Below are 25,362 nucleotides of genomic sequence, written 5' to 3' on the forward strand. Positions count from 1 at the left end.
GATCACTCTTGAAGGGTGGGCCTCCCGGCCCGTTCGTGCGTCGTCACCTCTCGGAGGCGTCGGTGAGCAAGGATCTGAACAGCCCATTCCGCACCAAGACGGTGGAGCAGTCCATCCGCGACACGGAGGAGCCGGAACACGCGCTCCGAAAGTCGCTCTCCGCCTGGGACCTCACGGTCTTCGGTGTGGGCGTCATCATCGGCACCGGCATCTTCGTCCTCACGGGCATCGCCGCCCGGAACAACGCCGGTCCCGCCACCGCCCTCGCCTTCGTGGCAGCGGGCATCGTCTGCGCCCTCGCAGCGCTCTGCTACGCCGAGTTCGCGTCCACCGTCCCGGTGGCCGGGTCGGCGTACACGTTCTCGTACGCCTCGATCGGTGAGCTGCCCGCCTGGATCATCGGCTGGGACCTGGTGCTGGAGTTCGCACTGGGCACGGCCGTCGTCGCGGTCGGCTGGTCCGGGTACGTACGCCACCTCATGGACACCAACCTCGGCTGGACCCTGCCCGAGGCGCTGTCCGGCCCCGATGCCGGCGGGCACTTCGACCTGCTGGCGTTCCTGCTGGTCCTGGTACTGACGTGGATCCTGGTCGTCGGGACGAAGCTGTCGGCCCGCATCACCGCGGTCGTCGTCGCCATCAAGGTCACGGTCGTGCTGCTGGTCATCGTCGCGGGCCTGTTCTTCATCAAGGCCGACAACTACTCGCCGTTCATCCCGCCGGCCAAGCCACAGGCCGAGGGCGAGGGCGGCTGGCACGCACCACTGGTCCAGTTGCTCTTCGGCTATGAACCCACGAACTTCGGCGTCATGGGCATCTTCACGGCGGCCTCGCTCATCTTCTTCGCCTTCATCGGCTTCGACGTGGTGGCGACGGCGGCCGAGGAGACCAAGAACCCCCAGCGGGACATGCCGCGCGGCATCCTCGGCTCGCTCCTCATCTGCACCGTGCTCTACGTGGCCGTGACCCTGGTGGTCACGGGCATGCAGAAGTACTCGGAGATGTCCCCGACCGCGCCGCTCGCCGAAGCCTTCAAATCGGTGAACCAGCCATTCTTCTCGGGCGCCATCAGCCTCGGTGCGTCCGTCGGTCTGATCACCGTGTGCATGATCCTGCTGCTCGGCCAGACCCGAGTGTTCTTCGCGATGAGCCGCGACGGACTGCTGCCGCGCGTCTTCTCCGTGACGCACCCGAAGTACCGCACCCCCTACCGGGCGACCATGCTGCTCGGCGGGATCATCGCGGTCGTCGCGGGCTTCACCAGCCTGGAGAGCCTCGCCGAACTGGTGAACATCGGCACCCTGTTCGCCTTCGTGGTGGTCGCCCTGGGCGTGATCATCCTCCGCAAGACCCGCCCCGACCTGCACCGGTCCTTCCGCACCCCGTGGGTGCCGTTCGTCCCGATCCTGTCGATCGCGGCCTCGTTCTGGCTGATGCTCAACCTGCCGGCCGAGACCTGGCTGCGCTTCGGCATCTGGATGGCCATCGGCATCGTCGTCTACTTCGCCTACGGCTACCGCAACAGCCGCCTGCACAAGCTCGGCCAGGACGCGAAGTTCTGACGTCCGGGAGCCGGCCGCGGACCGCGCACGACGCAGCGGGCCCGTACGGAGGAACCTCCCGTACGGGCCCGCTGCGTCAAGCCGTCCGGGCGGGCCTCAGCCCTTGGCGGGGGAGTTCTTCGCCGAGGCCGGGACCTTCTGGTCGTTGCGCAGGGCCTCCCACAGCTGGGTCGCCTGCGGCTCGGCCACGATCACGCGGTTCGGGTCGACCTTGTCGTAGGCGACCGGGAGCATGATCGTCTCCATCGTGTCCGGGTCGACGCCCTTCATGCTCTGCGCGAAGTCGGACAGCGCGGTGAGCGAGGCGAGGTCGGAGTCGGTGGTCAGCGACCTGGTGCCGGCGTCCGCGAGTTTGTACAGCCGCGCCGGGTTGCCGAGGGCGTCCTGCTTCTTGATCTCGGACAGCATCGCCATCATGAACTGCTGCTGCAGGCCGATGCGCCCGAGGTCGCTGCCGTCCCCGTAGCCGTAGCGGGTCCGGACGAACTTCAGCGAGTCGGTGCCGTTCAGCCGGTGCGTGCCGGCGTCCAGCTTCAGGCCGCCCTTGGCGCCGCTCATCGGCTTGTCCAGGGTGACGGTGACCCCGCCGAGCGCGTCCACCAGGCCCTTGAAGCCGGCGAAGTCGACCTCGACGAAGTGGTCCACGCGGACGCCGGACAGCTGCTCCACCGTGTTGACCACGCAGGCCGGACCGGCCAGCGAGTAGACGGAGTTGAACATGACCCGCTTGGCGGACGGCAGGGTCTTGCCGTTCCTGTCCTTGCACTCGGGCCGGGTGATCAGGGTGTCGCGGGGGATGCTCACCGCGGTCGCCTTGGACCGGCCCTCGGGTATGTGCACCAGCATCGCGGTGTCCGAGCGGGCGCCGCTGACATCGCCGTGGTCGAGATCGGCATTGGCCCCGGCACGCGAGTCGGAGCCGAGGACCAGGATGTTCTGCGCGTTCGCGACGACCTTCGCGGGCCGGTTGTCGCCGATCGCCCGGTCCAGGTCCACGCTGTCGATGTTCGAGTTGAGGTGACTGTACGTCCACCAGCCGGCCCCGGCCGTGCCCAGGATCAGCACGGCGACCAGCAGCAGGGTGATCCGCAGAATGCGGCGGCGGCGCCCGGGCCGCGCGTGCTTGTCCGTCATGGGGGTGAATCTTAGACAGGTATTCGAACGGCCGAAGCCCGCCCCCCGGAGGGGGCGGGCCGGGCCGTCGTACGGCCGTCAGCGACCCGGACTAGGCCGGGACGCTCGCCACGCCGGGGGCGAGGAACTTCTTGCCGTTCACGCGCTCCGAGACGCCTTCACGGTCCAGGTACGGCGTCACGCCACCCAGGTGGAAGGGCCAGCCGGCACCGGTGATGAGGCAGAGGTCGATGTCCTGGGCCTCGGCCACGACACCCTCCTCCAGCATCAGGCCGATCTCCTGCGCCACCGCGTCCAGGACGCGGTCGCGGACCTGCTCCTCGGTCAGGACGACGTCGCCCTGCACCAGGAGGGCGGCGACCTCGGGGTCCAGCTCCGGCTTGCCGGAGTCGTAGACGTAGAAGCCGCGCTTGCCGGCCTTGACCACGGCCGCCAGGTTCGGGGAGACGGTGAAGCGCTCCGGGAAGGCGCGGTTCAGGGTCTCGGAGACGTGCAGACCGATCGCCGGGCCCACGAGCTCCAGCAGCACCAGCGGGGACATCGGCAGGCCGAGCGGCTCGATGGCCTTCTCCGCCGTGACGACCGGGGTGCCCTCGTCGATGACGTTCTGGATCTCGCCCATGAAGCGGGTCAGGATGCGGTTCACGACGAACGCCGGGGCGTCCTTGGTGAGGACCGCGGTCTTCTTCAGCTTCTTGGCGACACCGAAGGCCGTGGCCAGCGAGGCGTCGTCGGTCTGCTCACCGCGGACGATCTCCAGCAGCGGGAGGATCGCGACCGGGTTGAAGAAGTGGAAGCCGACCACGCGCTCCGGGTGCTGGAGCTTCGAGGCCATCTCCGACACCGACAGCGAGGAGGTGTTGGTGGCGAGGATCGCGTGCGCCGGGGCGACCGCCTCGACCTCCGCGAACACCTTCTGCTTGACGGACATCTCCTCGAACACGGCCTCGATGATGAAGTCCGCGTCCGCGAAGCCCTCGGCCTTGTCCAGGACGCCGGTCACCAGGGCGGTCAGGCGGTTGGCCTTGTCCTGGTTGATGCGGCCCTTGCCGAGCAGCTTCTGGATCTCGGCGTGGACGTAGCCCACACCCTTGTCCACGCGCTCCTGGTCGATGTCGGTGAGGACCACCGGCACCTCCAGGCGGCGCAGGAAGAGCAGCGCCAGCTGCGAGGCCATCAGGCCCGCGCCGACGACGCCGACCTTGCTGACCGGACGGGCCAGGGACTTGTCCGGGGCACCGGCCGGGCGCTTGGCGCGCTTCTGGACCAGGTTGAAGGCGTAGATGCCCGAGCGCAGCTCGCCGCCCATGATGAGGTCGGCCAGGGCCGTGTCCTCGGCGTCGAAGCCGGCCTGGAGGTCGCCGTTCTTGGCCGCGGCGATGATGTCCAGCGCGCGGTAGGCGGCCGGAGCGGCGCCGTGCACCTTGGAGTCCGCGATGAGGCGGCCCTTGGCCACGGCCGCGTCCCAGGCCTCGCCGCGGTCGATCTCGGCGCGGACGACCTCGGTGGTGCCGTTGAGGACGTTCGCGGTCCACAGGAGCGACTGCTCCAGGAAGTCCGCGCCCTCGAACAGGGCGTCCGCGATGCCGAGGTCGAGGACCTGCTTGCCGCGCAGCTGCTTGTTCTGGTTGAGCGAGTTCTCGATGATGACCGAGACCGCGCGCTCGGCGCCGATCAGGTTCGGCAGGATGGCGCAGCCGCCCCAGCCGGGAACCAGGCCGAGGAAGACCTCGGGCAGCGAGAAGGCCGGGATGGCCTTCGAGACGGTGCGGTAGGAGCAGTGCAGACCGACCTCGACGCCGCCGCCCATGGCCGCGCCGTTGTAGTACGCGAAGGTCGGGACCGCCAGCGCCGAGAGGCGCTTGAAGACGTCGTGGCCGCCCTTGCCGATGGCGAGCGCCTCGTCGTGCTTCTTCAGCAGCTCGACACCCTTGAGGTCGGCGCCGACCGCGAAGATGAACGGCTTGCCGGTGATGCCCGCGCCGACGATGGTGCCGGCGGTGGCCTCCTGCTCGACCTGGTCGATCGCCGCGTTCAGGTTGGCGAGGGACTGCGGGCCGAAGGTGGTCGGCTTGGTGTGGTCGAAGCCGTTGTCCAGCGTGATGAGCGCGAAGCGCCCGGCGCCGAACGGCAGGTCCAGGTGGCGGACGTGCGCGGACGTGACGACCTCGTCCGGGAACAGCTCGGCCGCGCCCTTCAGGAGCTCAGCGGTGGTGCTCACTTGGAGTCTCCCTCGGCGTTGAAGTTCGGGTTCTCCCAGATGACCGTGGCGCCCATGCCGAAGCCGACGCACATGGTGGTCAGGCCGTAGCGGACGTGCGGCTGCTCCTCGAACTGACGGGCCAGCTGCGTCATCAGGCGCACGCCCGAGGAGGCGAGCGGGTGACCGAAGGCGATGGCGCCGCCGTACTGGTTCACACGGGCGTCGTCGTCGGCGATGCCGTAGTGCTCCAGGAACGCGAGGACCTGGACCGCGAAGGCCTCGTTGACCTCGAAGAGGCCGATGTCCTCGATGGTCAGGCCGGCCTGGGCCAGGGCCTTCTCGGTGGCCGGGATCGGGCCGTAGCCCATGACCTCGGGCTCGACACCCGCGAAGGAGTACGAGACCAGGCGCATCTTGACCGGGAGGTTGTTCTCCCGGGCGAAGTCCTCGGACGCGATGATCGCGGCGGTGGCACCGTCGTTGAGACCGGCGGCGTTGCCCGCGGTGACCCGGCCGTGCGTACGGAACGGGGTCTTCAGGCCGGCCAGGTTCTCCAGCGTGGTGCCCGGGCGCATCGGCTCGTCGGTGGTGACCAGGCCCCAGCCCGTCTCACCGGCCGCCTCGTTGGTGTTGCGCACCGAGATCGGGACCAGGTCCTGCTGGATCTTGCCGTCGGCGTACGCCTTGGCGGCCTTCTCCTGCGAGCGCACGGCGTACTCGTCGGCGCGGAGCTTGGTGATCGTCGGGTACCGGTCGTGCAGGTTCTCGGCGGTCATGCCCATGAACAGGGCGGACTCGTCGACCAGCTTCTCGGATACGAAGCGCGGGTTCGGGTCCACGCCCTCGCCCATGGGGTGACGGCCCATGTGCTCGACACCGCCGGCGAGGGCGACGTCGTAGGCACCGAAGGCCACACCGCCCGCGACGGCGGTCACGGCGGTCAGCGCGCCGGCGCACATGCGGTCGATGGAGTAGCCCGGGACGGACTGCGGGAGGCCCGCGAGAATGCCGGCCGTGCGGCCCAGCGTGAGGCCCTGGTCACCGATCTGCGTGGTCGCGGCGATGGCGACCTCGTCGATCTTCTTGGGGTCCAGGTCCGGGTTGCGGCGCAGCAGCTCCCGGATCGCCTTCACGACGAGGTCGTCGGCGCGGGTCTCGTGGTAGATGCCCTTCGGGCCCGCCTTGCCGAACGGGGTGCGGACGCCGTCGACGAAGACGACGTCCCTGACGGTACGAGGCACGTTGGCTCTCCTCCAGGTGCGGGGTGGCACTGCTGCGCGGGGGCGCGTTCGGCATACGTTGCTGAGCGCCCGCTCACCCGACCATGCTACTTGCGGGTAACCAATGTGCACACCCCCTCCCGGAGGAGCGGCGAAGGTCACACTCGGCCCGCGCCGCCGCACCCCCGCGCCCCGACCGATCGGACCCCTCCGGCCAACCCGTTCAGGTCACGTGCGCCCGGCCCCCGGCCGTGATGGTGGCGCCGCCCCCGGGCAGTCCCGATCCTGACCGGGCCGGAGCGTCCCCCTCCGGTCGAGCCGACGGAGGATGCGAGTCATGGCCCCCACCACGCCCACGGACCACAAGGTCCCGCACATCTCGACGGTCCCCGCCAACGCGGGACAGAACGTCAAGCTGCACGTCCGGGAGTACGACGGGACCCCGTCCGGCCCCAATGCGCAGCGCAAGGCCGTCCTGATGCTGCACGGCCGGAGCGTTCCGTCCGCCGTCGCCTTCGACCTCCAGCACGACGGCGGCAGGTACAGCTGGGCGCAGCACCTGGCCAAGGCCGGATTCGACGTGTTCCTCATGGAACTCACGGGCTCCGGCCTCTCGCCGCGTCCGGAGATGGACAAGCCCTGCAACGCCAACCCGCAGCACCAGGAGATCCTCGACCCGAACCCCCTCTCCTACACCTGCACCCCGCCCTACCCGCACGAGCTCGGCAACTCGGAGAGCGAGTGGGGCGAGGTCGACGCGGTCGTCGAGTACATCAAGGCCGAGAAGGGCGTCGCCAAGGTGGCCCTCGTCGGCCAGTCCGCCGCCGCCTTCGTCTTCGGGCCGTACGCGATCCAGCACCCGGCGAAGGTCGAGAGCCTGCTCCTCCTCGCGCCGATCTATCCGCCCGCGGGGCGGGCCAGCGCACCGCCCAAGAGCTTCGGCGCGCCGGTCCCGTCGTTCCCCGTGTCCACCCCCGCCTCCCTGTTCGGCTTCCCGATGAACCTCTCCAGCCGGACCGGCCTCGAGAGCGCCTGGGACAAGGAGGTGAGGTCCCCGAAGCAACGCGCGGCCGGCATGGTCGACGCGGTGTGGAAGGAGCTCATGGCCGTCGACCCCGTCGGGCGGACCTGGGGCGGCCCGACGGCCGGAGCGCCCGAGGGCGTCCTGCGGTTCCGCAACTCCTACTGGTGGGGCTGGAACCAGGACACGGTCCCGATCGGCGGTGTGCTCGGTGACGAGGTTCCGGTGATGATCGTCTACGGCGAGCACGACGCGACGGCGAACTCGCCCACCTTCTCGGTCCCCGCCTTCTACGACGCGATCCCCGGCGTCCGCAAGCTGATGTTCCGGGTGTCCTGCGCCGGTCACTCCATGGTCTGGGAGCGCCAGGCCAAGGTCCTGCACCGCCTGTCCAAGCAGTGGCTGAAGCACGGCAAGGTCGACGACCTGGAGAAGGGCAGCTTCTACGTGGACGAGGACGGCGCCTACGCCGACACCCTTTAGGGAGTGTCCGGTGACGCCGGGAGCCCCCGGCATCGGCCGGGGGCTCCCGCATGCGGACGGATCGGGTCCGCCGGGTCAGGCGGTGGCGGCCAGCGCCGTGACCAGGGCCGGGGTGACCAGTTCGATCTGCCAGGGGCGGGCGCCGTAGCCCGCCAGGGCCTGCGCCACCGCGTCCGCGGTCAGCCGCAGCGGCGGCTCCCAGCACAGCCGGCGGACCGTGTCGGGGGTGATCAGGTTCTCCTGCGGCAGGTTCAGCTCCTCCGCCAGCGCCGAGACGGAGGTGCGGGCCGCCGAGAGCCGGGCCGCGGCCGCCGGGTCCTTGTCCACCCAGGAGCGCGGCGGCGGCGGACCGGCCGGGGTCGCCCCGGGCTGCGGCAGCTCGCTCTCGGGCAGGGCCTTCGCCCGGTCCACGGCGGCCATCCACTGCTCCAGCTGGCGCCGGCCCATCCGCTGGCCGTAGCCGGGCAGGGCGGACAGGGTGTGCACGTTCGCGGGCAGGGCGAGAGCGGCCTCGACGATCGCGGCGTCGCCCAGCACCTTGCCCGGCGACACGTCACGCCGCTGCGCGATCCGGTCCCGGGACTCCCACAGCTCCCGTACGACCGCCATCTGCCGGCGCCGGCGCACCTTGTGCATGCCGGACGTACGGCGCCACGGGTCCTTGCGCGGCGGGGCGGGCGGAGCGGAGGCGATGGCGTCGAATTCCTGGTGGGCCCATTCGAGCTTGCCCTGCCGGTCCAGTTCCTTCTCCAGCGCGTCCCGCAGGTCCACCAGCAGCTCCACGTCCAGGGCGGCGTAGCGCAGCCACGGCTCGGGAAGCGGGCGGGTGGACCAGTCGACGGCGGAGTGGCCCTTCTCCAGCGCGAAGCCGAGCACGCTCTCGACCATCGCGCCGAGTCCGACCCGCGGGAAGCCGGCGAGGCGGCCGGCCAGCTCGGTGTCGAACAGGGAGGTGGGCACCATGCCTATTTCGCGCAGGCAGGGCAGGTCCTGGGTGGCGGCGTGCAGGATCCATTCGGTGCCGGACAGGGCCTCGCCCAGTGCGGAGAGGTCGGGGCAGCCCACCGGGTCGATCAGGGCGGACCCCGCACCCTCGCGGCGCAGCTGCACCAGGTAGGCGCGCTGGCCGTAGCGGTATCCGGAGGCCCGTTCGGCGTCGACGGCGACGGGGCCGGTGCCCGCGGCGAAGGCCGCGATCACTTCGGCGAGGGCGTCCGCGTCGGCGACCACCGGAGGAATCCCCTCACGGGGTTCCAGCAAGGGAGTCGGCAGCCCACCGGGCGGAACAACGACGTCGTCCGGGGGGCCGCCCCCGGTGGTGGTGCGCAGGTCTGCTGCGGGATCTTGGGCGTCGGTCACCGGTCAAGGGTATCCGTGTATACGACGCGCCCGTCGCCGGAACGTTCCGTCGACGGGCGCGAGCGGTATGCGGGGAGTTCTCCCGGGGTGTTGCGGGGGTCTCCCGGAGGGTTCCCCGGGACCGGTTCCGGACGGGGATATCCGGGGACTGCGGCCCGCGGTCAGTGGATGATCCCGGTACGCAGCGCCACGGCGACCATTCCGGCGCGGTCACCGGTGCCCAGCTTGCGGGCGATCCGGGCGAGGTGGGACTTGACGGTCAGGGCGGACAGGCCCATCGAGACGCCGATGGCCTTGTTGGACTGGCCCTCCGCGACGAGGCGCAGGACCTCGACCTCGCGGCCGGAGAGCTCTCGGTAGCCGCCCGGGTGGCTCGGGGCACCCGGGGGGCGGCGGTGCATGCGGGCGGCGGCAGCGCCGATGGGGGCGGCGCCGGGCCGGGTGGGGAGCCCGATGTTGGTCCGCGTACCGGTGACGACGTAGCCCTTCACGCCGCCCGCGAGGGCGTTGCGCACGGCGCCGATGTCGTCGGCGGCGGACAGGGCCAGGCCGTTGGGCCAGCCGGCGGCGCGGGTCTCGGAGAGCAGGGTGAGACCGGAACCGTCGGGCAGGTGTACGTCGGCCACGCAGATGTCGCGCGGGCTGCCGACGCGGGGGCGGGCCTCCGCGATGGACGACGCCTCGATCACGTCACGTACTCCGAGGGCCCACAGATGGCGGGTCACGGTGGAGCGGACGCGCGGGTCGGCCACGACGACCATGGCCGTCGGCTTGTTCGGGCGGTAGGCGACCAGGCTTGCGGGCTGCTCGAGAAGAACGGACACCTAGGCCTCCTGGGGGAGTGGCGGGACGTCCGGCTCGGGGAAGGAAGCCGGTGCGAACCGTGCGGATGGTCACCCACTCCTTCGGCACGTCACCCGCCCGGCTTTAGGGAATGATCACGATTTGGTGAGTAACAATTCGGGCAATTCGGACGCACGATCGATCATCGGTTGATCAGAAGCCCGCAAGGGACGCCGTCTTTCGACAATCCGCCCAGGGCTTCGATCAGTCGTTCTGTGTCCCGCGCCGTTTCCGGCGGCCGTACGGCCCTGTGGCTACGGGTGGTGCGGACCGCGACGCTGTGGCAGGGAGACCACACCCGTCGCCGAGTCCGTCGGACCCACCGGCGGCAGCCCGGCGATCTGGCACAGCAGTTCGCACCACGCCGACAGGTGCGCCGAGGTGTCCGGCACCCCGCCCACGCCCTCGCGGGGCGTCCAGGAGGCCCTGATCTCGATCTGGGTGGCGGGCCGCCGCTCCGCGAGGCCGCCGAAGTAGTGCGAGCCCGCCATGGTCACCGTGCCGCTCGCCTCCCCGTACGCCAGCCCGCGCGCCTCCAGCGCCCCGGTCAGCCAGGACCAGCACACCTCGGGCAGCAGCGGGTCCGCGGCCATCTCCGGCTCCAGCTCCGCCCGCACGAGCGTCACCAGCCGGAAGGTGCCCTGCCAGGCGTCGTGCCCGGCCGGATCGTGGAGCAGGATGAGCCGGCCGTCCGCCAGATCGTCCTCGCCGTCCACCACCGCGGCCTCCAGCGCGTAGGCGTGCGGCGCCAGTCTCTGGGGTGGTTTCGTGGGGTCGATCTCGATGCCCGGACGCAGCCTGGCCTTCTTCAAGCCGTCGACCGCCCGCCGGAACGGGAGCGGGACGGAGCTCTCCTTCGCGCTGTCCGTACCCTCGGCGCCATCTGAAAATCGTCCCTGAGCCGCAGCCATGCGGGGAAGACTAGGCGGAACGAGCGCCCCCGCGCCGCAGGGACACCCTCGCCGGGGCGGACACTTCTTCATACGTGCGAAGATTTGGGTCGTGAGCGCCAACACCCGCCCCACGGGCCAGCCGAGTCAGACGTACGATTCCGCCTTCCTGAAGGCGTGCCGGCGGGAGCCGGTGCCGCACACCCCGGTGTGGTTCATGCGGCAGGCGGGGCGCTCACTCCCGGAGTACCGCAAGCTGCGCGAGGGCACGCAGATGCTCGAGTCCTGCATGCGCCCCGACCTGGTCACCGAGATCACGCTGCAGCCGGTGCGGCGCCACAAGGTGGACGCGGCGATCTTCTTCTCGGACATCGTGGTCCCGCTGAAGGCCATCGGCGTCGACCTGGACATCAAGCCGGGCATCGGTCCGGTCGTCGCCCAGCCGATCCGCCGCCGCGAGGACCTCGCACAGCTGCGCGACCTCACCCCCGAGGACGTCTCGTACGTCACCGAGGCGATCGGCATGCTCACGGGTGAACTGGGCTCCACGCCGTTGATCGGATTCGCGGGCGCGCCTTTCACCCTCGCGAGCTACCTCGTCGAGGGCGGACCCTCCAAGAACCACGAGCACACCAAGGCCCTCATGTACGGGGACCCGGAGCTGTGGGCCGACCTCCTGGACCGCCTCGCGGAGATCACCTCCGCCTTCCTGAAGGTCCAGATCGAGGCCGGCGCCTCCGCCGTCCAGCTCTTCGACTCCTGGGTCGGCGCGCTCGCCCCGGCGGACTACCGCCGCTCGGTGATGCCGGCGTCGGCGAAGGTCCTGGAGTCCGTCGCCTCGTACGGGGTCCCGCGCATCCACTTCGGCGTGGGCACGGGCGAGCTCCTCGGCCTGATGGGCGAGGCCGGCGCGGACGTCATGGGCGTCGACTACCGGGTCCCGCTGGACGAGGCCGTGCGCCGGGTGGGTCCGGGCAAGGCGCTCCAGGGCAACCTGGACCCGGCCGTGCTCTTCTCCACCCCCGAGGCGGTCGAGGCCAAGACGGACGAGGTCCTCGCGGCCGCCGCCGGCCTGGAGGGACACGTCTTCAACCTGGGCCACGGCGTCCTCCCGACGACCGACCCGGACGCGCTGACCCGCCTGGTGGACTACGTCCACACCCGCACCGCACGCTGAGCCCGCTCCCCGGGAGCACGGCGCCGGGGTAATGACGTGGCGCACGGGTGATCCGGTCGGCAGGGTGTGTGCATGAGCCACGAATCCGACCGGACCACCACGCCCGCCACCGCGCTCGTCACCACGCCCATCACCCCGGACCTCCTGCGCGGCGCCCTGGACCTCGAGCGCACCGAGCACGGGCTGCTGCCGCACCGGCTGCCCGCCCGGGCCCGGGCCCAGTCCGCCGACGGACAGCTGGCCCTGGTCGAGTCCCAGCCGTCGGGCGTGCGGCTGGCGTTCCGCACCCGGGCCACCGTCATCGAACTGGACGCCCTGCGCACGAAGATGGCCTACGACGGCGCTCCGCCCCGCCCCGACGGCCTGTACGACCTGCTGATCGACGGCGCGCCGGCCGGGCAGTGCGGTGTCGGCGGCGGCAACGTCCTCCAGGTGGACATGGCCACCGGCGCCGCGCGGACCCGCCCCGGCCCGCCCGGCACCGTACGCTTCGCCGGCCTTCCGGGTCGCCTCAAGGACGTCGAGGTCTGGCTGCCGCACAACGAGGTCACCCGGCTGGTCGCCCTGCGCACGGACGCCCCCGTCGAGCCGCTGCCGGACACGGGCCGCCGCGGGTGGCTGCACCACGGCAGCTCCATCAGCCACGGCTCCGACGCCGCGAGCCCCAGCACCACCTGGCCCGCGGTGGCCGCCTCGCTCGGTGGCGTGGAGCTGACCAACCTGGGCCTGAGCGGCAACGCACTGCTCGACCCGTTCACCGCCCGCGCCCTGCGCGACACGCCCGCGGACCTGATCAGCGTCAAGATCGGCATCAACCTCGTCAACCACGACCTGATGCGCCTGCGGGCCTTCGGCCCCGCGGTGCACGGCTTCCTCGACACCGTGCGCGAGGGCCACCCCACGACCCCGCTCCTGGTCGTCTCGCCCATCCTGTGCCCCATCCACGAGGACACCCCCGGCCCCAGCACACCGGACTTCGGCGAGCTCGCCGAGGGGCGGCTCCGCTTCCGGGCCGCGGGCGACCCCGCCGAACGCGCCGCCGGGAAGCTGACCCTGGGCGTCATCCGCGGCGAGCTGGCCCGGATCGTGGAGCAGCGGGCGGCCGACGACCCGAACCTGCACCTCCTCGACGGCCGCGCCCTCTACGGCGAGCAGGACAGCGCGGAGCTGCCGCTGCCCGACAACCTCCACCCGGACGCGGCCACGCACCGCCGCATGGGCGAACGCTTCGCCGCCCTCGCCTTCGCCGCCGACGGCCCGTTCGCATGACCCTGAGCCCTCGTCCAGCGGGTGTCGCCCCCTGGCCCCCAGCCCCCTAGACCCCCGCCGACCGGACCGCCGCGACCGCCTTGCGGGCCGCCACCAGGACCGGGTCCCAGACGGGGGAGAACGGCGGGGCGTAGCCCAGGTCCAGGGACACCACCTGTTCCACGGTCATGCCCGCCGTGAGCGCCACCGCCGCGATGTCCACCCGCTTCGCGGCCCCCGCGCCACCGACGATCTGGACCCCGAGGAGGCGGCCCGTACGGCGTTCCGCCAGCATCTTCACCGTCATCTCCGCCGCCCCCGGGTAGTAGCCCGCCGTGTTGGTGGAGGTGATGGTGGCCGTCACGAACCGCAGGCCCGCCTCCAGCGCGTCCCGCTCGCGCAGCCCCGTACGGGCGATCTCCAGGTCGCAGACCTTGCTGACCGCCGTCCCGACCACCCCGGGGAAGGTCGCGTAGCCGCCGCCCACGCCCGAGCCGATGACCTGGCCGTGCTTGTTGGCGTGCGTGCCCAGCGGGATGTGCCGGGTGCGGCCCGCGACCAGGTCCAGGACCTCCACGCAGTCGCCGCCCGACCAGATGTTCTCGTGACCGCGGACCCGCATCGACAGGTCGGTGAGGATGCCGCCCGACGGGCCGAGCGGGAGACCGGCGGCGCGGGCGAGCGCGGTGCGGGGCTCCACGCCGATGCCGAGCACGACCACGTCCGCCCCGTACTCCTCGCCCGTCGCCGTGGCGACCGCACGGGCCCGGCCCTGCTCGTCCGTGAGGATCTTCGTCACTTCGGCGCGGGAGACCGTGCGGATCCCCATGCGGTTCATCGCGCCGTGCACCAGGCCGCCCATGTCCGGGTCCAGCGTGGCCATCGGCTGCTCGCCCCGGTGCAGGACGGTGACCTCGTAGCCCCTCCCCACCAGGGCTTCCGCCATCTCCACACCGATGTAGCCCGCGCCCACCACGACGGCTCGCCGGCCCTCGGTGCGCCGCAGCGTGTCCATCAGGCGCTGGCCGTCGTCCAGGCTCTGGACGCCGTGGACCCCGTGCGCGCCGATGCCGGGGAGCCGGGGGCGGATCGGGCGGGCGCCCGTCGCCAGGACGAGCTTGTCGTACCCCGTCCAGGATTCGGCCCCGGTGTCCAGATCTCGGGCGCGGACCCGGGAACCGGGGAGGTCGAGCTCCACCACCTCCGTGCGCGTGCGCACGTCGATGTCCCGGGCGCGGTGCTCCTCGGGGGTGCGGGCGATCAGCTCGTCGCGCTCGGCGACCTGCCCGCCGACCCAGTACGGGATCCCGCACGCGGAGTAGGAGGTGAAGTGCCCGCGCTCGAAGGCGACGATCTCCAGCTCCTCCGGGCCCCTGAGCCTGCGGGCCTGTGACGCGGCGGACATCCCCGCCGCGTCACCGCCGACCACCACCAGTCTTTCCGTCGCCATCGTCCGTACCGCCCCTTCACCACCGTCGGATGGTGAACACGCTACGGCCGAACGGACGTTCAGTCCTGTACGCCGGCCTCGGTGTCCGGAGCCTTCCGGGCCGCCGGTACCGTCGTCCGCCACGGCGCCGGTGCCGTCTTCGGCGGCGCCGGACGCCACCGCCGGTACAGCCGGAACAGCAGCAGCCCCACCAGGGCCGTCAGCGCGAACGGCAGCACCGCACCCACCGCCACCGTCAGGTAGCGCACGACCCTGGTGAAGACGTCCCAGCCCCCGCCCAGGGCCCCCAGGAAGGTGGGCTCCTTCTTCTCCTTCTTCCCGGCCTCCGGCTTCGCGGCCGGCTCCGAGACCTCCAGCGTGATCGTGCCCAGCGAGGTCTGGTCCTTCAGCGCCGTCTGCTGTGCCAGCAGCGACTCCAGGTCCGACTGGCGGCGCGACAGCTCGCTCTCCAGCATCACCACCTCGCTCAGCGCCGAGGCCTTGCCCATCATCTCCCGCACCCGGGCCACGCTGGCCTGCTGCGAAGCGACCCGGCTGCCGATGTCGGCGACCTTCTCGGTGACGTCCTGGGCGTCGACCTTGCGGTGCAGGAGCTTCCCGCTGCCCTCCATGGCGCCGAGCACGGCGTCGTAGCGCTCGCCCGGCACCCGCAGGGTGACCGTCGAGGTCATCCGGCCGTCCTCGCCGCGCTTGGTGGACTCGTTGCCGACGTAGCCGCCCGCCTCGTCGGCGGCCGTGCGGGCCGCGGCGAGCGTCTTCTGGACGTCCGCCGTCTCGATGCCGAGCGTCGCCGTCCGGATGACGTTCGGGCGGACCACGGCCGGCGGCGCGGCGTTCTTGCTGGCGGCGGAGCCCGCGGCGCCCGCGGACCCGGCCGGCGCCGGGGCCGCCGCGGCGCCCTCCGGGGCCTTGCCGTCTGCGGCGGGCGCCACCGCCGCCTTGTCGTTCGCGGAGCCCTGGCCGCTCGCACCGCAGCCGGTGAGCGCGAGCGCCCCGGCCAGCGCGAGGGCGGCCAGGGCCGCCGCGGAACGGTGTCTGTCGAAACTGCGCATCGCTGCAAACCCCCGAGGATCGGCTGGTGTTGCCGGTTCGACGTCCAGAGTCCCGTCGTGGGTTTCGAATCCACGGTCCCGGGGTGATCCCGATGCGGTCACGGTCCGGCCTCGGAGATCGGTCTGAGACGATGTGTCCATGCACGAAGCGGACATGCGTACGGATCGGCCGGGCGGCTCCCCCCGGTCCGCCGGCTCCCAGGGCCACGCCGTCGTCATCGGCGGCGGTATCGCGGGCCTCGCGGCAGCACACCGGCTGCTCGCCGAAGGCCTCCGCGTCACCCTGCTGGAGGCCGGACCGCGGCTCGGCGGCAAGCTGTACGCCGGCGAGCTCGCCGGGGCCCCCGTCGACCTCGGCGCCGAGTCCATGCTCGCCCGCCGCCCCGAAGCCGTGGCCCTGGCCCGGGCCGTGGGCCTCGGCGAGGCCGTGCAGGCGCCCGCCACCGCCACCGCCCACCTGTGGACCCGCGGCGCGCTGCGGCCGATGCCGCGCGGCCACGTCATGGGCGTCCCCGGCGACCTGGGACCGCTCGCCGCCTCCGGGGTGCTCTCCGCCGAGGGACTGGCCCGCATCGAGGCCGAACGGACGCTGCCGCCCGCCGAGATCGGCGACGACGTCGCCGTCGGCGAGTACGTCGCGGCCCGCCTCGGCCGCGAGGTCGTCGACCGGCTGGTGGAACCGCTGCTCGGCGGGGTCTATGCGGGCGACGCCTACCGCATCTCCATGCGGGCCGCCGTCCCCCAGCTCTTCGAGGCCGCCCGCACGCACGCCCTGCTGGGCGACGGCGTACGGGAACTGCAGCGCAGGGCCGAGGCGGCGCCCCAGCAGTCCGGCCCGGTCTTCGCCGGCATCGACGGCGGCATCGGGCGGCTCCCGGTCGCCGTGGCCGAGGCCTGCCGCGCGGCCGGGGCGCGCCTGGTCACCGACGCCCCCGTCCGCGAGGTCGTCCGTACGGCCGGGGGCTGGCGGGTGGTGACCGGCGCCGAGGTCATCGAGGCCGACGCCGTGATCCTGGCCACCCCGGCCGGGGCCGCCGCCCGCCTGCTGGACGGGCTCGCGCCCACCGCCGCCGCCGAGCTGCGCGGTGTCGAATACGCCTCGATGGCCCTGATCACGATGGCCTTCCGCCGCTGCGACCTGCCGGCGGCCGTCTCCGGCGGCGGCGCCAGCGGATTCCTCGTACCGCCCGTCGACGGCCGGACCATCAAGGCATCCACCTTCTCCAGCAACAAGTGGGCCTGGGCCGGAGCGGATCCCGACCTCTTCCTGCTGCGCACCTCGGTCGGCCGCTACGCCGACGAGGCGGATCTGCAGCGCGAGGACGGCGAGCTCGTCGAGGTCTCCCTCGCCGATCTCGGCGAGGCCGTGGGCCTGACCGCCCGGCCGGTCGCCTCCACCGTCACCCGCTGGGACGGCGGACTGCCCCAGTACCCGGTCGGTCACCTCGACCGGATCGCCCGGATCCGCGGCGCGGTCGAGGCCCTGCCGGGCCTCGCGGTGTGCGGTGCGGTCTACGACGGGGTGGGCATTCCGGCCTGCATCGCGAGCGCGGGCAGGGCCGCGGACGCGGTGATCGCCGCGCTCGGTGCGCGTACGGCACCCCTGGCACCGACCACTGATCAGCGCACGGGACAATAGGCACATGACTGCACCAGAGAAGATTCCCAACGCGGGGAAGAAGGCGAAGGACCTCAATGAGGTCATCCGCTACACCCTGTGGTCCGTCTTCAAGCTGAAGGACGTTCTTCCCGAGGACCGCACCGGCTACGCCGACGAGGTCCAGGAGCTCTTCGACCAGCTGGGCGCCAAGGACATCACCGTCCGCGGCACCTACGACGTCTCCGGCCTGCGCGCCGACGCCGACGTCATGATCTGGTGGCACGCCGAGACGGCGGACGAGCTGCAGACCGCCTACAACCTGTTCCGCCGCACCAGGCTGGGCCGCGCCCTGGAGCCGGTGTGGTCGAACATGGCCCTGCACCGCCCGGCCGAGTTCAACAAGTCGCACATCCCGGCCTTCCTGGCCGACGAGGTCGCGCGCGAGTACGTCAGCGTGTACCCCTTCGTGCGCAGTTACGACTGGTACCTGCTGCCCGACGAGGACCGCCGCCGCATGCTCGCCGACCACGGCAAGATGGCCCGTGGTTACCCGGACGTGCGCGCCAACACCGTCGCCTCCTTCTCGCTGGGCGACTACGAGTGGCTGCTGGCCTTCGAGGCGGACGAGCTGTACCGCATCGTGGACCTGATGCGTCACCTGCGCGCCTCCGAGGCCCGTATGCACGTCCGTGAAGAGGTGCCCTTCTACACCGGGCGCCGCAAGTCCGTCGCCGATCTGGTGGCCGGGCTCGCCTGAGACCTCCCCTGGGGGGAAGGACCGGAGGACGACCACACCGTCAGGTGAGTTCCTCCGGTGGATCGGGAGGCTGGTCCGGAAGACGGCCCCTGCCCCCGAAACGACGCAGCCGGAGATCCCGCCCGGAAGTTCAGACGACTGGCGGCAGCAGTGCCCTGCGGGCATGTGCTGCCCGGTCGTCCAGCGACACCGGTGCGGGCTCCGGATGCGGCGCACACGTGACACGCCACCCGGGGGTGGCGCCCGTCAGCAGATACCGCTCCACGTGACGGTCCACGCAGTCGTTGCGTCCGCCGACCACTCCGTGCGAGCCGGCCCCCGTCTCCGTCACCAGCGAAGCCCCGGCGCCGAGCCGCCGCTGGAGCTCCAGCGCACCCGGGTACGGGGTCGCCCCGTCCCGCTCCGCCGCGACCACCAGGGTCCGGGGCAGCCGCTCGGGCTGCGCCCCGACCGCCACCGGCCGCTGCCGCTCGCGCACCGGCCAGAAGGCGCACGGCAGGTTCAGGAAGGCGTTGGCCCAGGTCTCGAAGGGGGCCCTGCGGGCCAGCTCGGTGTTGTCGCGGTCCCAGGTCCCCCAGTCCGCGGGCCAGGAGGCGTCGTTGCAGAGCACCGCCGTGTACACCGCCGTCGCGTTCTCCGCCTCGGCCGCCGCCTGCGGGTCCGGGGCGGCCTGGGCGGTCAGCCGCGCCGGATCGCCGCGCAGGAAGGCCGCGAGGGCCGCCGCCCGGTCCGGCCACACGTCGTCGTAGTACGCGGCCTGGAGGTAGGCGGCCCGCAGTTCCCCGGTGCCGACGACCCCGCCCGCGGGCGCACGGGCCACCGCGTCCCGGACGCGCTCGTAGCTCGCCTGCACGGCCGCCGGGGTGGCCCCGAGTCCGTACGTGTCGTGGTGCCGGGCCGCCCAGGCGCGGAAGTCGTACCAGCGGCGCTCGAAGCCGGGTGACTGGTCGAGCTGGTTGCGGTACCAGACGCGGCGCGGGTCGGGATCGACCGCCGAGTCGAGGACCATCCGGCGGACGCGGCCCGGGTACAGGGTGGCGTAGACGGCGCCGAGGTAGGTGCCGTACGAGGCGCCCATGAAGCTCAGCTTCGGCTCGCCGAGCGCGGCCCGCAGGACGTCCAGGTCACGGGCGTTGTTGAGGGTCGTGTAGTGCGGCAGGGCCGCGCCGGCCCGCCGCGCGCAGCCGCCGGCGTAGGCCCGGGCGGCCGCGAGGCGCTGCCTCTTGTACGCGGGGGAGGGGTCGGCCGGGACCTGCGTGGGGCCCCCGGCCCGGGTGGCGGGGTCCTGGCAGAACAGCGGGGCGGAGCGGCCGACACCGCGCGGGGCGTAACCGACGAGGTCGTAGGCGGCGGCGGTCCGCGCCCAGCCGGGGAGGTCCGCCACGAGCGGGAAGTGCATGCCGGAGGCTCCGGGGCCGCCGGGGTTGTGGACCAGCGCGCCCCGGCGGACGGCGCCGCGGGCTCCGGAGGCGGCGACCCGGCTGACGGTGAGCGGGATCTGCGGGCCGTCGGGGCGGGCGTAGTCGAGCGGTACGCGCAGGGTGGCGCACCGGACCGGGGCGGGGAGCTCCTCGGCCTCGGGGCAGGGGCGGAAGTCGAGGCCGCCGCTGCCCCCGGCCGCGGTCGGGGCCGCCCGGCGGGCGGCGAGGGCGGCGCCGGCGGCCTCGGCCGCCGTCCCGCCGAGGGGGGCCGGCCGGGCGGCCCGTGCGGCGTGGGCCGGGAGGTGGGCCGCGGCGCAGAGGGTGAGGGAGAGGGCCGCCACGGCGGCTCCGTGGCGAGCGAGTTCCGTCCGCATGGCGACCCCTGCCTCTCATCCGATGAACCGATGAGAGGCCCGCGCCGCGCGCTTGTAAAGGATCACCGACGGGTGTCGGTGCCGATGGCCCCGTTGCCGCGGATTCCGCCCCCGGTTGCCGTATCCCCGGTGGTCAGGAGCTGCTGCTGCCGCAGCTGGAGCCGGACGAACTGCTGCAGCTCGACGAACTGCCACAGCTGGAACTGCTGCTCCCACAACTGGAACTGCTGCCGCCGCAGCTGGATCCGCCGCCGGAGGAACCGCAGCCGGACCCGCCGCCACAGCCGGACCCGCCGCCGCTGCCGCCGTCGCTCGCGGCGCACCAGACGATCGGCAGCACCTCCGCCGAGGACCACTGCGAGGAGCTGCCGCCCGTGCCGTGGGTGCGCGTGTGCGACTGGGCCGCGGCCAGCCGGGTCCCGCGCACGGCGGGCACCAACTGCTGGCGCAGATACGGGTCCCGCAGACCGCGCAGCCCGAACAGCGCGGTCTGCACGTGCGGGGTCCGGTCGTTCAGGTGGGCGGAGCGGATCGCGCGCAGGGCCCGCGCCCCCGCCGACGTGACCCGGCTCTTCGCCCGGGCCGCGCAGACCAGTCCGACGATGACGCCGCCCACCAGGGCGAACAGCACCTTCACGATGAACGGCACCCCGGAGCCGGAATCGAGGGCGAGCGACACGAAGGTCAGCACCAGCGACACCGGGAACAGGACCGCGCACACGGCCGCCTGGATCAGCCCCCAGCGACGGAACCGCCGCCGTCCCGATCCGGGCGGGGTGATCAGCCCGCGGGCGGCCAGCGCGTCCCCGATCTCCTGGACGGCCGGGTCGCACATGGCGGCGTAGCGCACCTGGTAGAGCCAGCCCGAGGGCGCCCCCCGGTGGGCCTGCAGGACGGCCCGCTCGGCGGGGTCGGCGGCCCGCGCCCCGGGGCGGACCTGGACGATGCCCGGACCGCCGGCCACCAGTCGGCCGTCGCCCAGCATCGAGACGAGCGCGGCGTCCACGACGGTGCCGGGCCCGCCCACCACGAAGGCGGCCTCGGAGAGGTCGTGCAGGCCGGACGCGGGTCCGGCGGCCCCGGAACGGGACCTGCGCAGCCCGGTCACCAGCAGGACGCTGGAGAGGACGACGGCGATCCAGATCGCCAGGGCGAGGAGGTTCATGCCGCTCTCCCGGCCAGCGTCCGGGCCCAGCGCACGATCCGGCGGGGCGGCCTGATCCCGGCCCGGTCACGCCACCAGGCGGTGAGCCGGCGCCGCGCGGCCGGATCGGCCGGCAGGTCGCGGATCAGCAGGTCCTCGGCGAAGTCCAGTGCGTCCCGGCGGTACCCGGCGGTCATGGGGCGGCCCTTGGCGTAGGAGAGGAATGCCTCGCGGTACGGGTCCGGGCCGCCCAGGATCGCGGGCAGCTCGGGAGCCAGCCTGGCCACCACGTCCGCCCGCTTGGCGGCCAGCGCCCGGGCCTGCACCCGGATCCGCCGGCGGTCGAAGCCCTCGGGCACCGGGGTTCCGGCCACCAGCGCCGACAGCAGTGCGGCCTGTCCGAGCGCCACCCGGGTCCGGGCCGGCTCCCCGACCGGACGGGGCTCGCCGGCCACCGGAGCGGGTACGGCGACGGCCGGCGCCCCGGGCGCGGCCGGTCCTGCCGTCACCACGGCACGGATCGCGGCCAGTTCCCCCGCGAGCTCCGCCTCCGCCGGGAAGTCGTCGTCCCGCTCCAGCAGGACGCCCGGCGGATCGACCCGCGAGCGCAGCGCGGCCAGCAGGTCGAGCACCACCGGCGGGACCGGGTGCGCGTGGGTGTCGTGCCAGACGCCGCCCCGCTCGATGCCGCCCGCGACGTGCACGTACGCCAGCGCCTCCAGCGGGATGGCGTCCAGTACGGCGGCCGGGTCCTCGCCCCGGTTGACCCGGTTGGTGTGCAGGTTGGCCACGTCGATGAGGAGCCGGACACCGGTCCGCTCGACCAGTTCCGTGAGGAACTGCCCTTCGGTCAGCTCCTCGCCCGGCCACGAGAACAGCGCGGCGATGTTCTCCAGGGCCAGCGGCACGGGCAGGGCGGCCTGCGCGATCCGCACGTTCTCGCAGAGCACGTCCAGCGCGTCGCGGGTGCGCGGCACCGGCAGCAGGTGCCCGGCCTCCAGCACCGGCGAGGAGGTCCGTACGAAGGCGATGTGCTCGGTGACGAGCGGCGCCCCCAGCGCCACCGCCCGCTCGCCGAGCGCGGCCAGCTTCGCCGGATCGGGGCGGTCCGCCCCGCCGAGGCCCAGCGAGACCCCGTGCGGCACGACACGCGTGCCCCGCTCGCGCAGCCGCAGCAGGGACTCGGGCAGGTGGCCCGGGCATACGTTCTCGGCCACCACCTCGACCCAGTCCAGGCCGGGCAGCCGCTCGACGGCGTCCGCGATCTCCGGCCGCCAGCCGATGCCCACCCCCAGGTGTGCCATGGCTTCCATGTCCCCTCGCCCCCTCTCGTCGCACCGTGTGCCGGTGTCATGGCCCCGACGGAGTCGCGCCAACCGCAGGAGGGGACGTTCAGAGCAACATTTGAGGTTCCCGCGGACCGGGCAACCCGTTCAGAGCCGCGCCCGCACCGCCGGATGGTCGGCGACCACCGTCGCGCTGCCCGGCGCGATCTCGGTGAATCCGGCGTCCCGGACCACCGGCAGCCCGCTCCCGCTCAGCTCCGCCCACCGCTCGCGCGGGGCCGTCCGTACCGCCAGCCGGAAACCCGAATCCTGCCAGGCGGTCCGCTCCGGCCCCGTCAGCTCCCACCACGCCAGCTGGGCGGCGTGGCCGGCCTGGGCCATGGCCTTGCCGGCCGACATGTCGAGGCCGGGGTTGAGCCACAGCACGGGCAGCCCCGGCTCCGGCGCCGCGGTGACCGGCTCGGGGTCGTCCAGGTCGGTGCCCGACACCTGGAGCTTGGCCAGCTCCTTGGGCCAGCCGTCGAGGGGCACCGGCGGGAAGACCCGTACCTGCGCACCGTCCCCGTCCACCGTCACGCCCGGCAGGCCATGCGTCTTGCGCCACTCAGCCCCGCGGGCCCGCCGGACCACCTTGCGGATCCGGGCGTCCTGCCAGTCGCTGACCGCCTGCGCCCACTCGCCCTCGCCCCGCGCCCGCTCGTCGGTGAGCAGGACCAGCACCGCGCGGGCCGCCGTCTGGAGGGCGTCGGTCCGGGCGGGCGGCGCCGCCTTCTCGATGCGCACCACCAGCGGCAGGACGAACTGCGGGGCCTCGTCACGCAGTACGTGCTCCTGCCGGAAGGCGCTGTCTGCCCCGACCGCGGGTACGCCGGAGGTGTCGTTGGTGTGCTGGCTGCTCATCCCGCCAAGGATGCCAGGCTCCGCCTTCAGGATGATGTCCCGGGTGGCAGGCCCGGGTGAGGATCGGAGCCATGAAGAGTGATCTTTTCGCGTCCGAGAACCTGGCCCACGCCGCCGTCACCCCCGGCATGAGCCTGCAGAACGCCAAGTCCGTGAAGTACAACGTCAACGGCGAGATGCTGGCCCGCCAGGGCTCGATGGTCGCCTTCCGCGGCAACCTCCAGTTCGAGCGCAAGGGACAGGGCATAGGTGGCATGCTCAAGCGCGCCGTCACGGGCGAGGGCCTCGCGCTCATGGCCGTACGCGGCCAGGGCGAGGCATGGTTCGCCCATCGGGCGGGCAACTGCTTCATCATCGAATTCGAGCCGGGTGACGCCCTCACCGTCAACGGCCGCAACGTCCTGTGCTTCGACCCGACGCTGTCCTACGAGATCAAGATGGTGAAGGGCGCCGGCATGGCCGGCGGCGGCCTGTTCAACAGCGTCTTCACCGGCACCGGCAAGCTCGCCGTCGTCTGCGACGGACACCCGATCATCATCCCGGTCACCGCCCAGGCCCCCGTCCACGTGGACACGGACGCGGTGGTCGGCTGGAGCGCCCAGCTGGAAACCGGCCTGCACCGCTCCCAGTCGGTCGGCTCGATGATCCGCGGCGGCTCCGGCGAGGCCGTCCAGCTGAAGCTGAGCGGCGAGGGCTTCGTCATCGTCCGCCCGAGCGAGGCCATCGAGACGGCGGCCGCGCACTGAACCTCACCGGTGTGGGCCGCCGCTACGGACGGCGCCGGCCCTGGGTGCTGCGCGGGGTCTCGCTGGAGCTGCCGCGCGGAGCCCTGGTACGGATCGAGGGCGGCAACGGCGGCGGCAAGTCCACCCTGCTGCGGCTCGTCGCGGGCATCGACACCCCGACCGAGGGGCGCATCGGCGGCCGCCCGCGCGGCACGGGCTACGTACCCGAACGCTTCCCGGCGGCGCTGCCGCTCACGGCCGTCTCCTACCTGACCCACCTGGGCCGGGTGCACGGGCTCCCGCGCGCCGAGGCGGCCCGGCGCGCGGCCGACCGGCTGGAGCGGTTCGGCGCCGCGGGGTACGCACGCACCCCACTGGCCGAACTGTCCAAGGGGACCAGCCAGAAGGTGGCCGTCGCCCAGGCCCTGCTCGCCGAACCGGAGCTGCTCGTCCTCGACGAGGCATGGACCGGCCTGGACGCCGCGGCCCGGACCGAGCTGGACCTCGCCGTCGCCGAACGCACCGCCGCCGGAGCCACCGTGGTGTTCGTCGACCACGACCCGCGGCGGCTCGCGGGCGCCGCCGACGCCCACTACCGGGTCGAGGGCGCCTCCCTGGTGCCGGTGCCGGTGCCGGTGCCGGTGCCCGGCACGGCACGGGCCCGCGTACGGATCCACGCCGCCGGCCCGCCCGGCCGGGCCCTGCCCCCGGGCCTCGCGGCCGCCGTGCCCGCCGTGCCCGCCGTGCCCGCCGCCGGCGGGGGAGTGCTGCTGACCGTGGACGCCGAACACTCCGACGCGGTCCTGCGCGAACTGCTCACCGCCCGGCCGCCCTGGCACATCCGTACCGTGGAGGAACTCCCGTGACCGCCCTGCTCCGTTACCAGGGCGCCCTGCTCCTGCGCTCCCAGCGATGGCTCGCGCCCCTGATCGCGTACGCCGCCCTCGTGGCCGTCGGCATCCGGCCGGGCGACCCGGTGCTGGACTCCCTCGGCTTCGCAGCCGCCGGCCTGGTCCCGGCCACCGTCTGGCTGGTCCGGATCTGCGTGACCGGCGAACCGGACGCGGCCCGCGACTGCACGGCCGCCGCCGCGGGGCCCGTACGGGTGCACGCGGCGGCCCTGCTCACCGCTCTGGCCGGGGCACTGCTCGCCGGAGCCGCGGCAGCCGCCGTGGCGCTGCTGATCGGTGACCGGGCCGGCACCGACCCCGGCGCGGCCGCCCTCGCGGGGCCCTCGCGGTGGCGGCCTGCGCACTGACCGGCGCGGCCGTGGGCGCCCTGTGCAGCAGGCCGCTCCTGCGCCGCCGCGGGTACGGGGTGCCGGCCGGGATCCTCGGCTCCCTGCTGGCCTGGGTCCTCGCGGGCTCCCCGGCCCGCGGCGCGGTGTCCGCCCTGGTCACGGCGGGGCGCTCGGGGACGGTACCGCTGCCGCTGACGGCCCTGGCGGGCGCGCTGCTGCTGGCCGCCGGGGCGGGCTCGGCGGCCTGTCTGGTCGCCGCGCGCAGGAACTGAT

Annotated in this window: 22 protein-coding genes; 10 read left to right on the plus strand and 12 right to left on the minus strand. The window is 73.1% G+C overall.

Features of this window, described 5'->3' with window-relative positions:
* The first annotated feature begins 62 nt into the window (after positions 1 to 62).
* Positions 63 to 1,562, plus strand: coding sequence for an amino acid permease (locus ACWGE1_RS01695; protein WP_453418552.1), 1,500 nt, complete (start codon positions 63 to 65; stop codon positions 1,560 to 1,562).
* A gap of 96 nt (positions 1,563 to 1,658) precedes the next feature.
* On the opposite strand, the gene ACWGE1_RS01700 is transcribed toward ACWGE1_RS01695, so the two are convergent.
* The 3 genes from ACWGE1_RS01700 to ACWGE1_RS01710 all read right to left on the minus strand — a co-directional run bounded on the left by ACWGE1_RS01700 (position 1,659) and on the right by ACWGE1_RS01710 (position 6,140).
* Positions 1,659 to 2,696, minus strand: a complete 1,038-nt coding sequence (locus tag ACWGE1_RS01700; protein ID WP_453418553.1) for an LCP family protein — start codon at positions 2,694 to 2,696, stop codon at positions 1,659 to 1,661.
* 91 nt (positions 2,697 to 2,787) lie between these two features.
* A complete protein-coding gene (locus ACWGE1_RS01705; protein ID WP_453418554.1) occupies positions 2,788 to 4,917 on the minus strand; it encodes a 3-hydroxyacyl-CoA dehydrogenase NAD-binding domain-containing protein in 2,130 nt (709 codons plus the stop codon).
* On the minus strand, positions 4,914 to 6,140 hold the full coding sequence (locus ACWGE1_RS01710) for a thiolase family protein (protein ID WP_202199161.1): 1,227 nt from the start codon (positions 6,138 to 6,140) through the stop codon (positions 4,914 to 4,916). Before ACWGE1_RS01710 ends, ACWGE1_RS01705 begins: the two co-directional genes overlap by 4 nt.
* A 316-nt stretch (positions 6,141 to 6,456) precedes the next feature.
* Between ACWGE1_RS01710 and ACWGE1_RS01715 the strand changes: the two genes are divergently transcribed.
* Positions 6,457 to 7,623: an alpha/beta fold hydrolase gene (locus ACWGE1_RS01715; RefSeq protein ID WP_453418555.1), complete on the plus strand. Its 1,167-nt coding sequence runs from the start codon at positions 6,457 to 6,459 to the stop codon at positions 7,621 to 7,623.
* 75 nt (positions 7,624 to 7,698) lie between these two features.
* Here ACWGE1_RS01715 and ACWGE1_RS01720 read toward each other — a convergent pair whose 3' ends face one another.
* The 3 genes from ACWGE1_RS01720 to ACWGE1_RS01730 form a co-directional block, all read right to left on the minus strand.
* The gene (locus ACWGE1_RS01720) at positions 7,699 to 8,982 is read right to left on the minus strand and encodes an HRDC domain-containing protein (protein WP_453418556.1); all 1,284 of its coding nucleotides are present in this window, start codon (positions 8,980 to 8,982) and stop codon (positions 7,699 to 7,701) included.
* A 161-nt stretch (positions 8,983 to 9,143) separates the two neighbouring features.
* Entirely contained in the window at positions 9,144 to 9,806 is a 663-nt protein-coding gene (locus ACWGE1_RS01725; RefSeq protein WP_007267191.1) for a helix-turn-helix transcriptional regulator, read from the minus strand.
* 273 nt (positions 9,807 to 10,079) lie between these two features.
* On the minus strand, positions 10,080 to 10,736 hold the full coding sequence (locus tag ACWGE1_RS01730; RefSeq protein WP_453418557.1) for a DUF3000 domain-containing protein: 657 nt from the start codon (positions 10,734 to 10,736) through the stop codon (positions 10,080 to 10,082).
* A gap of 91 nt (positions 10,737 to 10,827) precedes the next feature.
* Between ACWGE1_RS01730 and hemE the strand changes: the two genes are divergently transcribed.
* Both hemE and ACWGE1_RS01740 read left to right on the plus strand, forming a co-directional pair.
* Entirely contained in the window at positions 10,828 to 11,892 is a 1,065-nt protein-coding gene (hemE, locus tag ACWGE1_RS01735) for a uroporphyrinogen decarboxylase (RefSeq protein WP_453418558.1), read from the plus strand.
* 72 nt (positions 11,893 to 11,964) lie between these two features.
* Positions 11,965 to 13,161, plus strand: coding sequence for a GDSL-type esterase/lipase family protein (locus ACWGE1_RS01740; protein ID WP_453418559.1), 1,197 nt, complete (start codon positions 11,965 to 11,967; stop codon positions 13,159 to 13,161).
* 46 nt (positions 13,162 to 13,207) lie between these two features.
* Here ACWGE1_RS01740 and ACWGE1_RS01745 read toward each other — a convergent pair whose 3' ends face one another.
* On the minus strand, positions 13,208 to 14,590 hold the full coding sequence (locus ACWGE1_RS01745; RefSeq protein ID WP_453418560.1) for an FAD-dependent oxidoreductase: 1,383 nt from the start codon (positions 14,588 to 14,590) through the stop codon (positions 13,208 to 13,210).
* Between the two features lie 59 nt (positions 14,591 to 14,649).
* Positions 14,650 to 15,642 carry a DUF4349 domain-containing protein gene (locus ACWGE1_RS01750; RefSeq protein ID WP_453418561.1) on the minus strand — a complete coding sequence of 331 codons (993 nt, stop codon included), beginning with the start codon at positions 15,640 to 15,642 and terminating at the stop codon, positions 14,650 to 14,652.
* Positions 15,643 to 15,796: 154 nt separating this feature from the next.
* Between ACWGE1_RS01750 and hemG the strand changes: the two genes are divergently transcribed.
* Complete coding sequence (hemG, locus tag ACWGE1_RS01755) at positions 15,797 to 17,281, plus strand: protoporphyrinogen oxidase (protein ID WP_453418589.1); 1,485 nt, start codon at positions 15,797 to 15,799, stop codon at positions 17,279 to 17,281.
* 4 nt (positions 17,282 to 17,285) lie between these two features.
* Positions 17,286 to 17,999 (plus strand): hydrogen peroxide-dependent heme synthase, encoded by a 714-nt coding sequence (gene hemQ, locus ACWGE1_RS01760; protein WP_202199153.1) that lies wholly within the window; start codon positions 17,286 to 17,288, stop codon positions 17,997 to 17,999.
* 130 nt (positions 18,000 to 18,129) lie between these two features.
* Here hemQ and ACWGE1_RS01765 read toward each other — a convergent pair whose 3' ends face one another.
* The 4 genes from ACWGE1_RS01765 to ACWGE1_RS01780 form a co-directional block, all read right to left on the minus strand.
* Entirely contained in the window at positions 18,130 to 19,794 is a 1,665-nt protein-coding gene (locus ACWGE1_RS01765) for an alpha/beta fold hydrolase (protein WP_453418562.1), read from the minus strand.
* A gap of 133 nt (positions 19,795 to 19,927) precedes the next feature.
* Positions 19,928 to 20,959 (minus strand): TIGR04222 domain-containing membrane protein, encoded by a 1,032-nt coding sequence (locus tag ACWGE1_RS01770; RefSeq protein WP_453418563.1) that lies wholly within the window; start codon positions 20,957 to 20,959, stop codon positions 19,928 to 19,930.
* Positions 20,956 to 22,251 (minus strand): DUF692 domain-containing protein, encoded by a 1,296-nt coding sequence (locus tag ACWGE1_RS01775; RefSeq protein WP_453418564.1) that lies wholly within the window; start codon positions 22,249 to 22,251, stop codon positions 20,956 to 20,958. The genes ACWGE1_RS01770 and ACWGE1_RS01775 overlap by 4 nt, the downstream gene beginning before the upstream one ends.
* Before the next feature lie 120 nt (positions 22,252 to 22,371).
* Positions 22,372 to 23,124, minus strand: a complete 753-nt coding sequence (locus ACWGE1_RS01780) for an aminoacyl-tRNA hydrolase (RefSeq protein WP_453418565.1) — start codon at positions 23,122 to 23,124, stop codon at positions 22,372 to 22,374.
* 71 nt (positions 23,125 to 23,195) lie between these two features.
* Between ACWGE1_RS01780 and ACWGE1_RS01785 the strand changes: the two genes are divergently transcribed.
* Genes ACWGE1_RS01785 through ACWGE1_RS01800 form a run of 4 tightly spaced genes read left to right on the plus strand, consistent with a single transcriptional unit; the run spans position 23,196 to position 25,361 of the window.
* Positions 23,196 to 23,870 (plus strand): AIM24 family protein, encoded by a 675-nt coding sequence (locus tag ACWGE1_RS01785; protein WP_453418566.1) that lies wholly within the window; start codon positions 23,196 to 23,198, stop codon positions 23,868 to 23,870.
* Positions 23,867 to 24,715 (plus strand): ATP-binding cassette domain-containing protein, encoded by an 849-nt coding sequence (locus ACWGE1_RS01790; RefSeq protein WP_453418590.1) that lies wholly within the window; start codon positions 23,867 to 23,869, stop codon positions 24,713 to 24,715. The genes ACWGE1_RS01785 and ACWGE1_RS01790 overlap by 4 nt, the downstream gene beginning before the upstream one ends.
* Positions 24,712 to 25,107: a hypothetical protein gene (locus ACWGE1_RS01795; protein ID WP_453418567.1), complete on the plus strand. Its 396-nt coding sequence runs from the start codon at positions 24,712 to 24,714 to the stop codon at positions 25,105 to 25,107. The genes ACWGE1_RS01790 and ACWGE1_RS01795 overlap by 4 nt, the downstream gene beginning before the upstream one ends.
* Positions 25,089 to 25,361, plus strand: a complete 273-nt coding sequence (locus tag ACWGE1_RS01800) for a hypothetical protein (RefSeq protein WP_453418568.1) — start codon at positions 25,089 to 25,091, stop codon at positions 25,359 to 25,361. The genes ACWGE1_RS01795 and ACWGE1_RS01800 overlap by 19 nt, the downstream gene beginning before the upstream one ends.
* Position 25,362 lies beyond the last annotated feature (1 nt).

The sequence above is a fragment of the Streptomyces sp. NPDC054932 genome, from assembly GCF_053610205.1.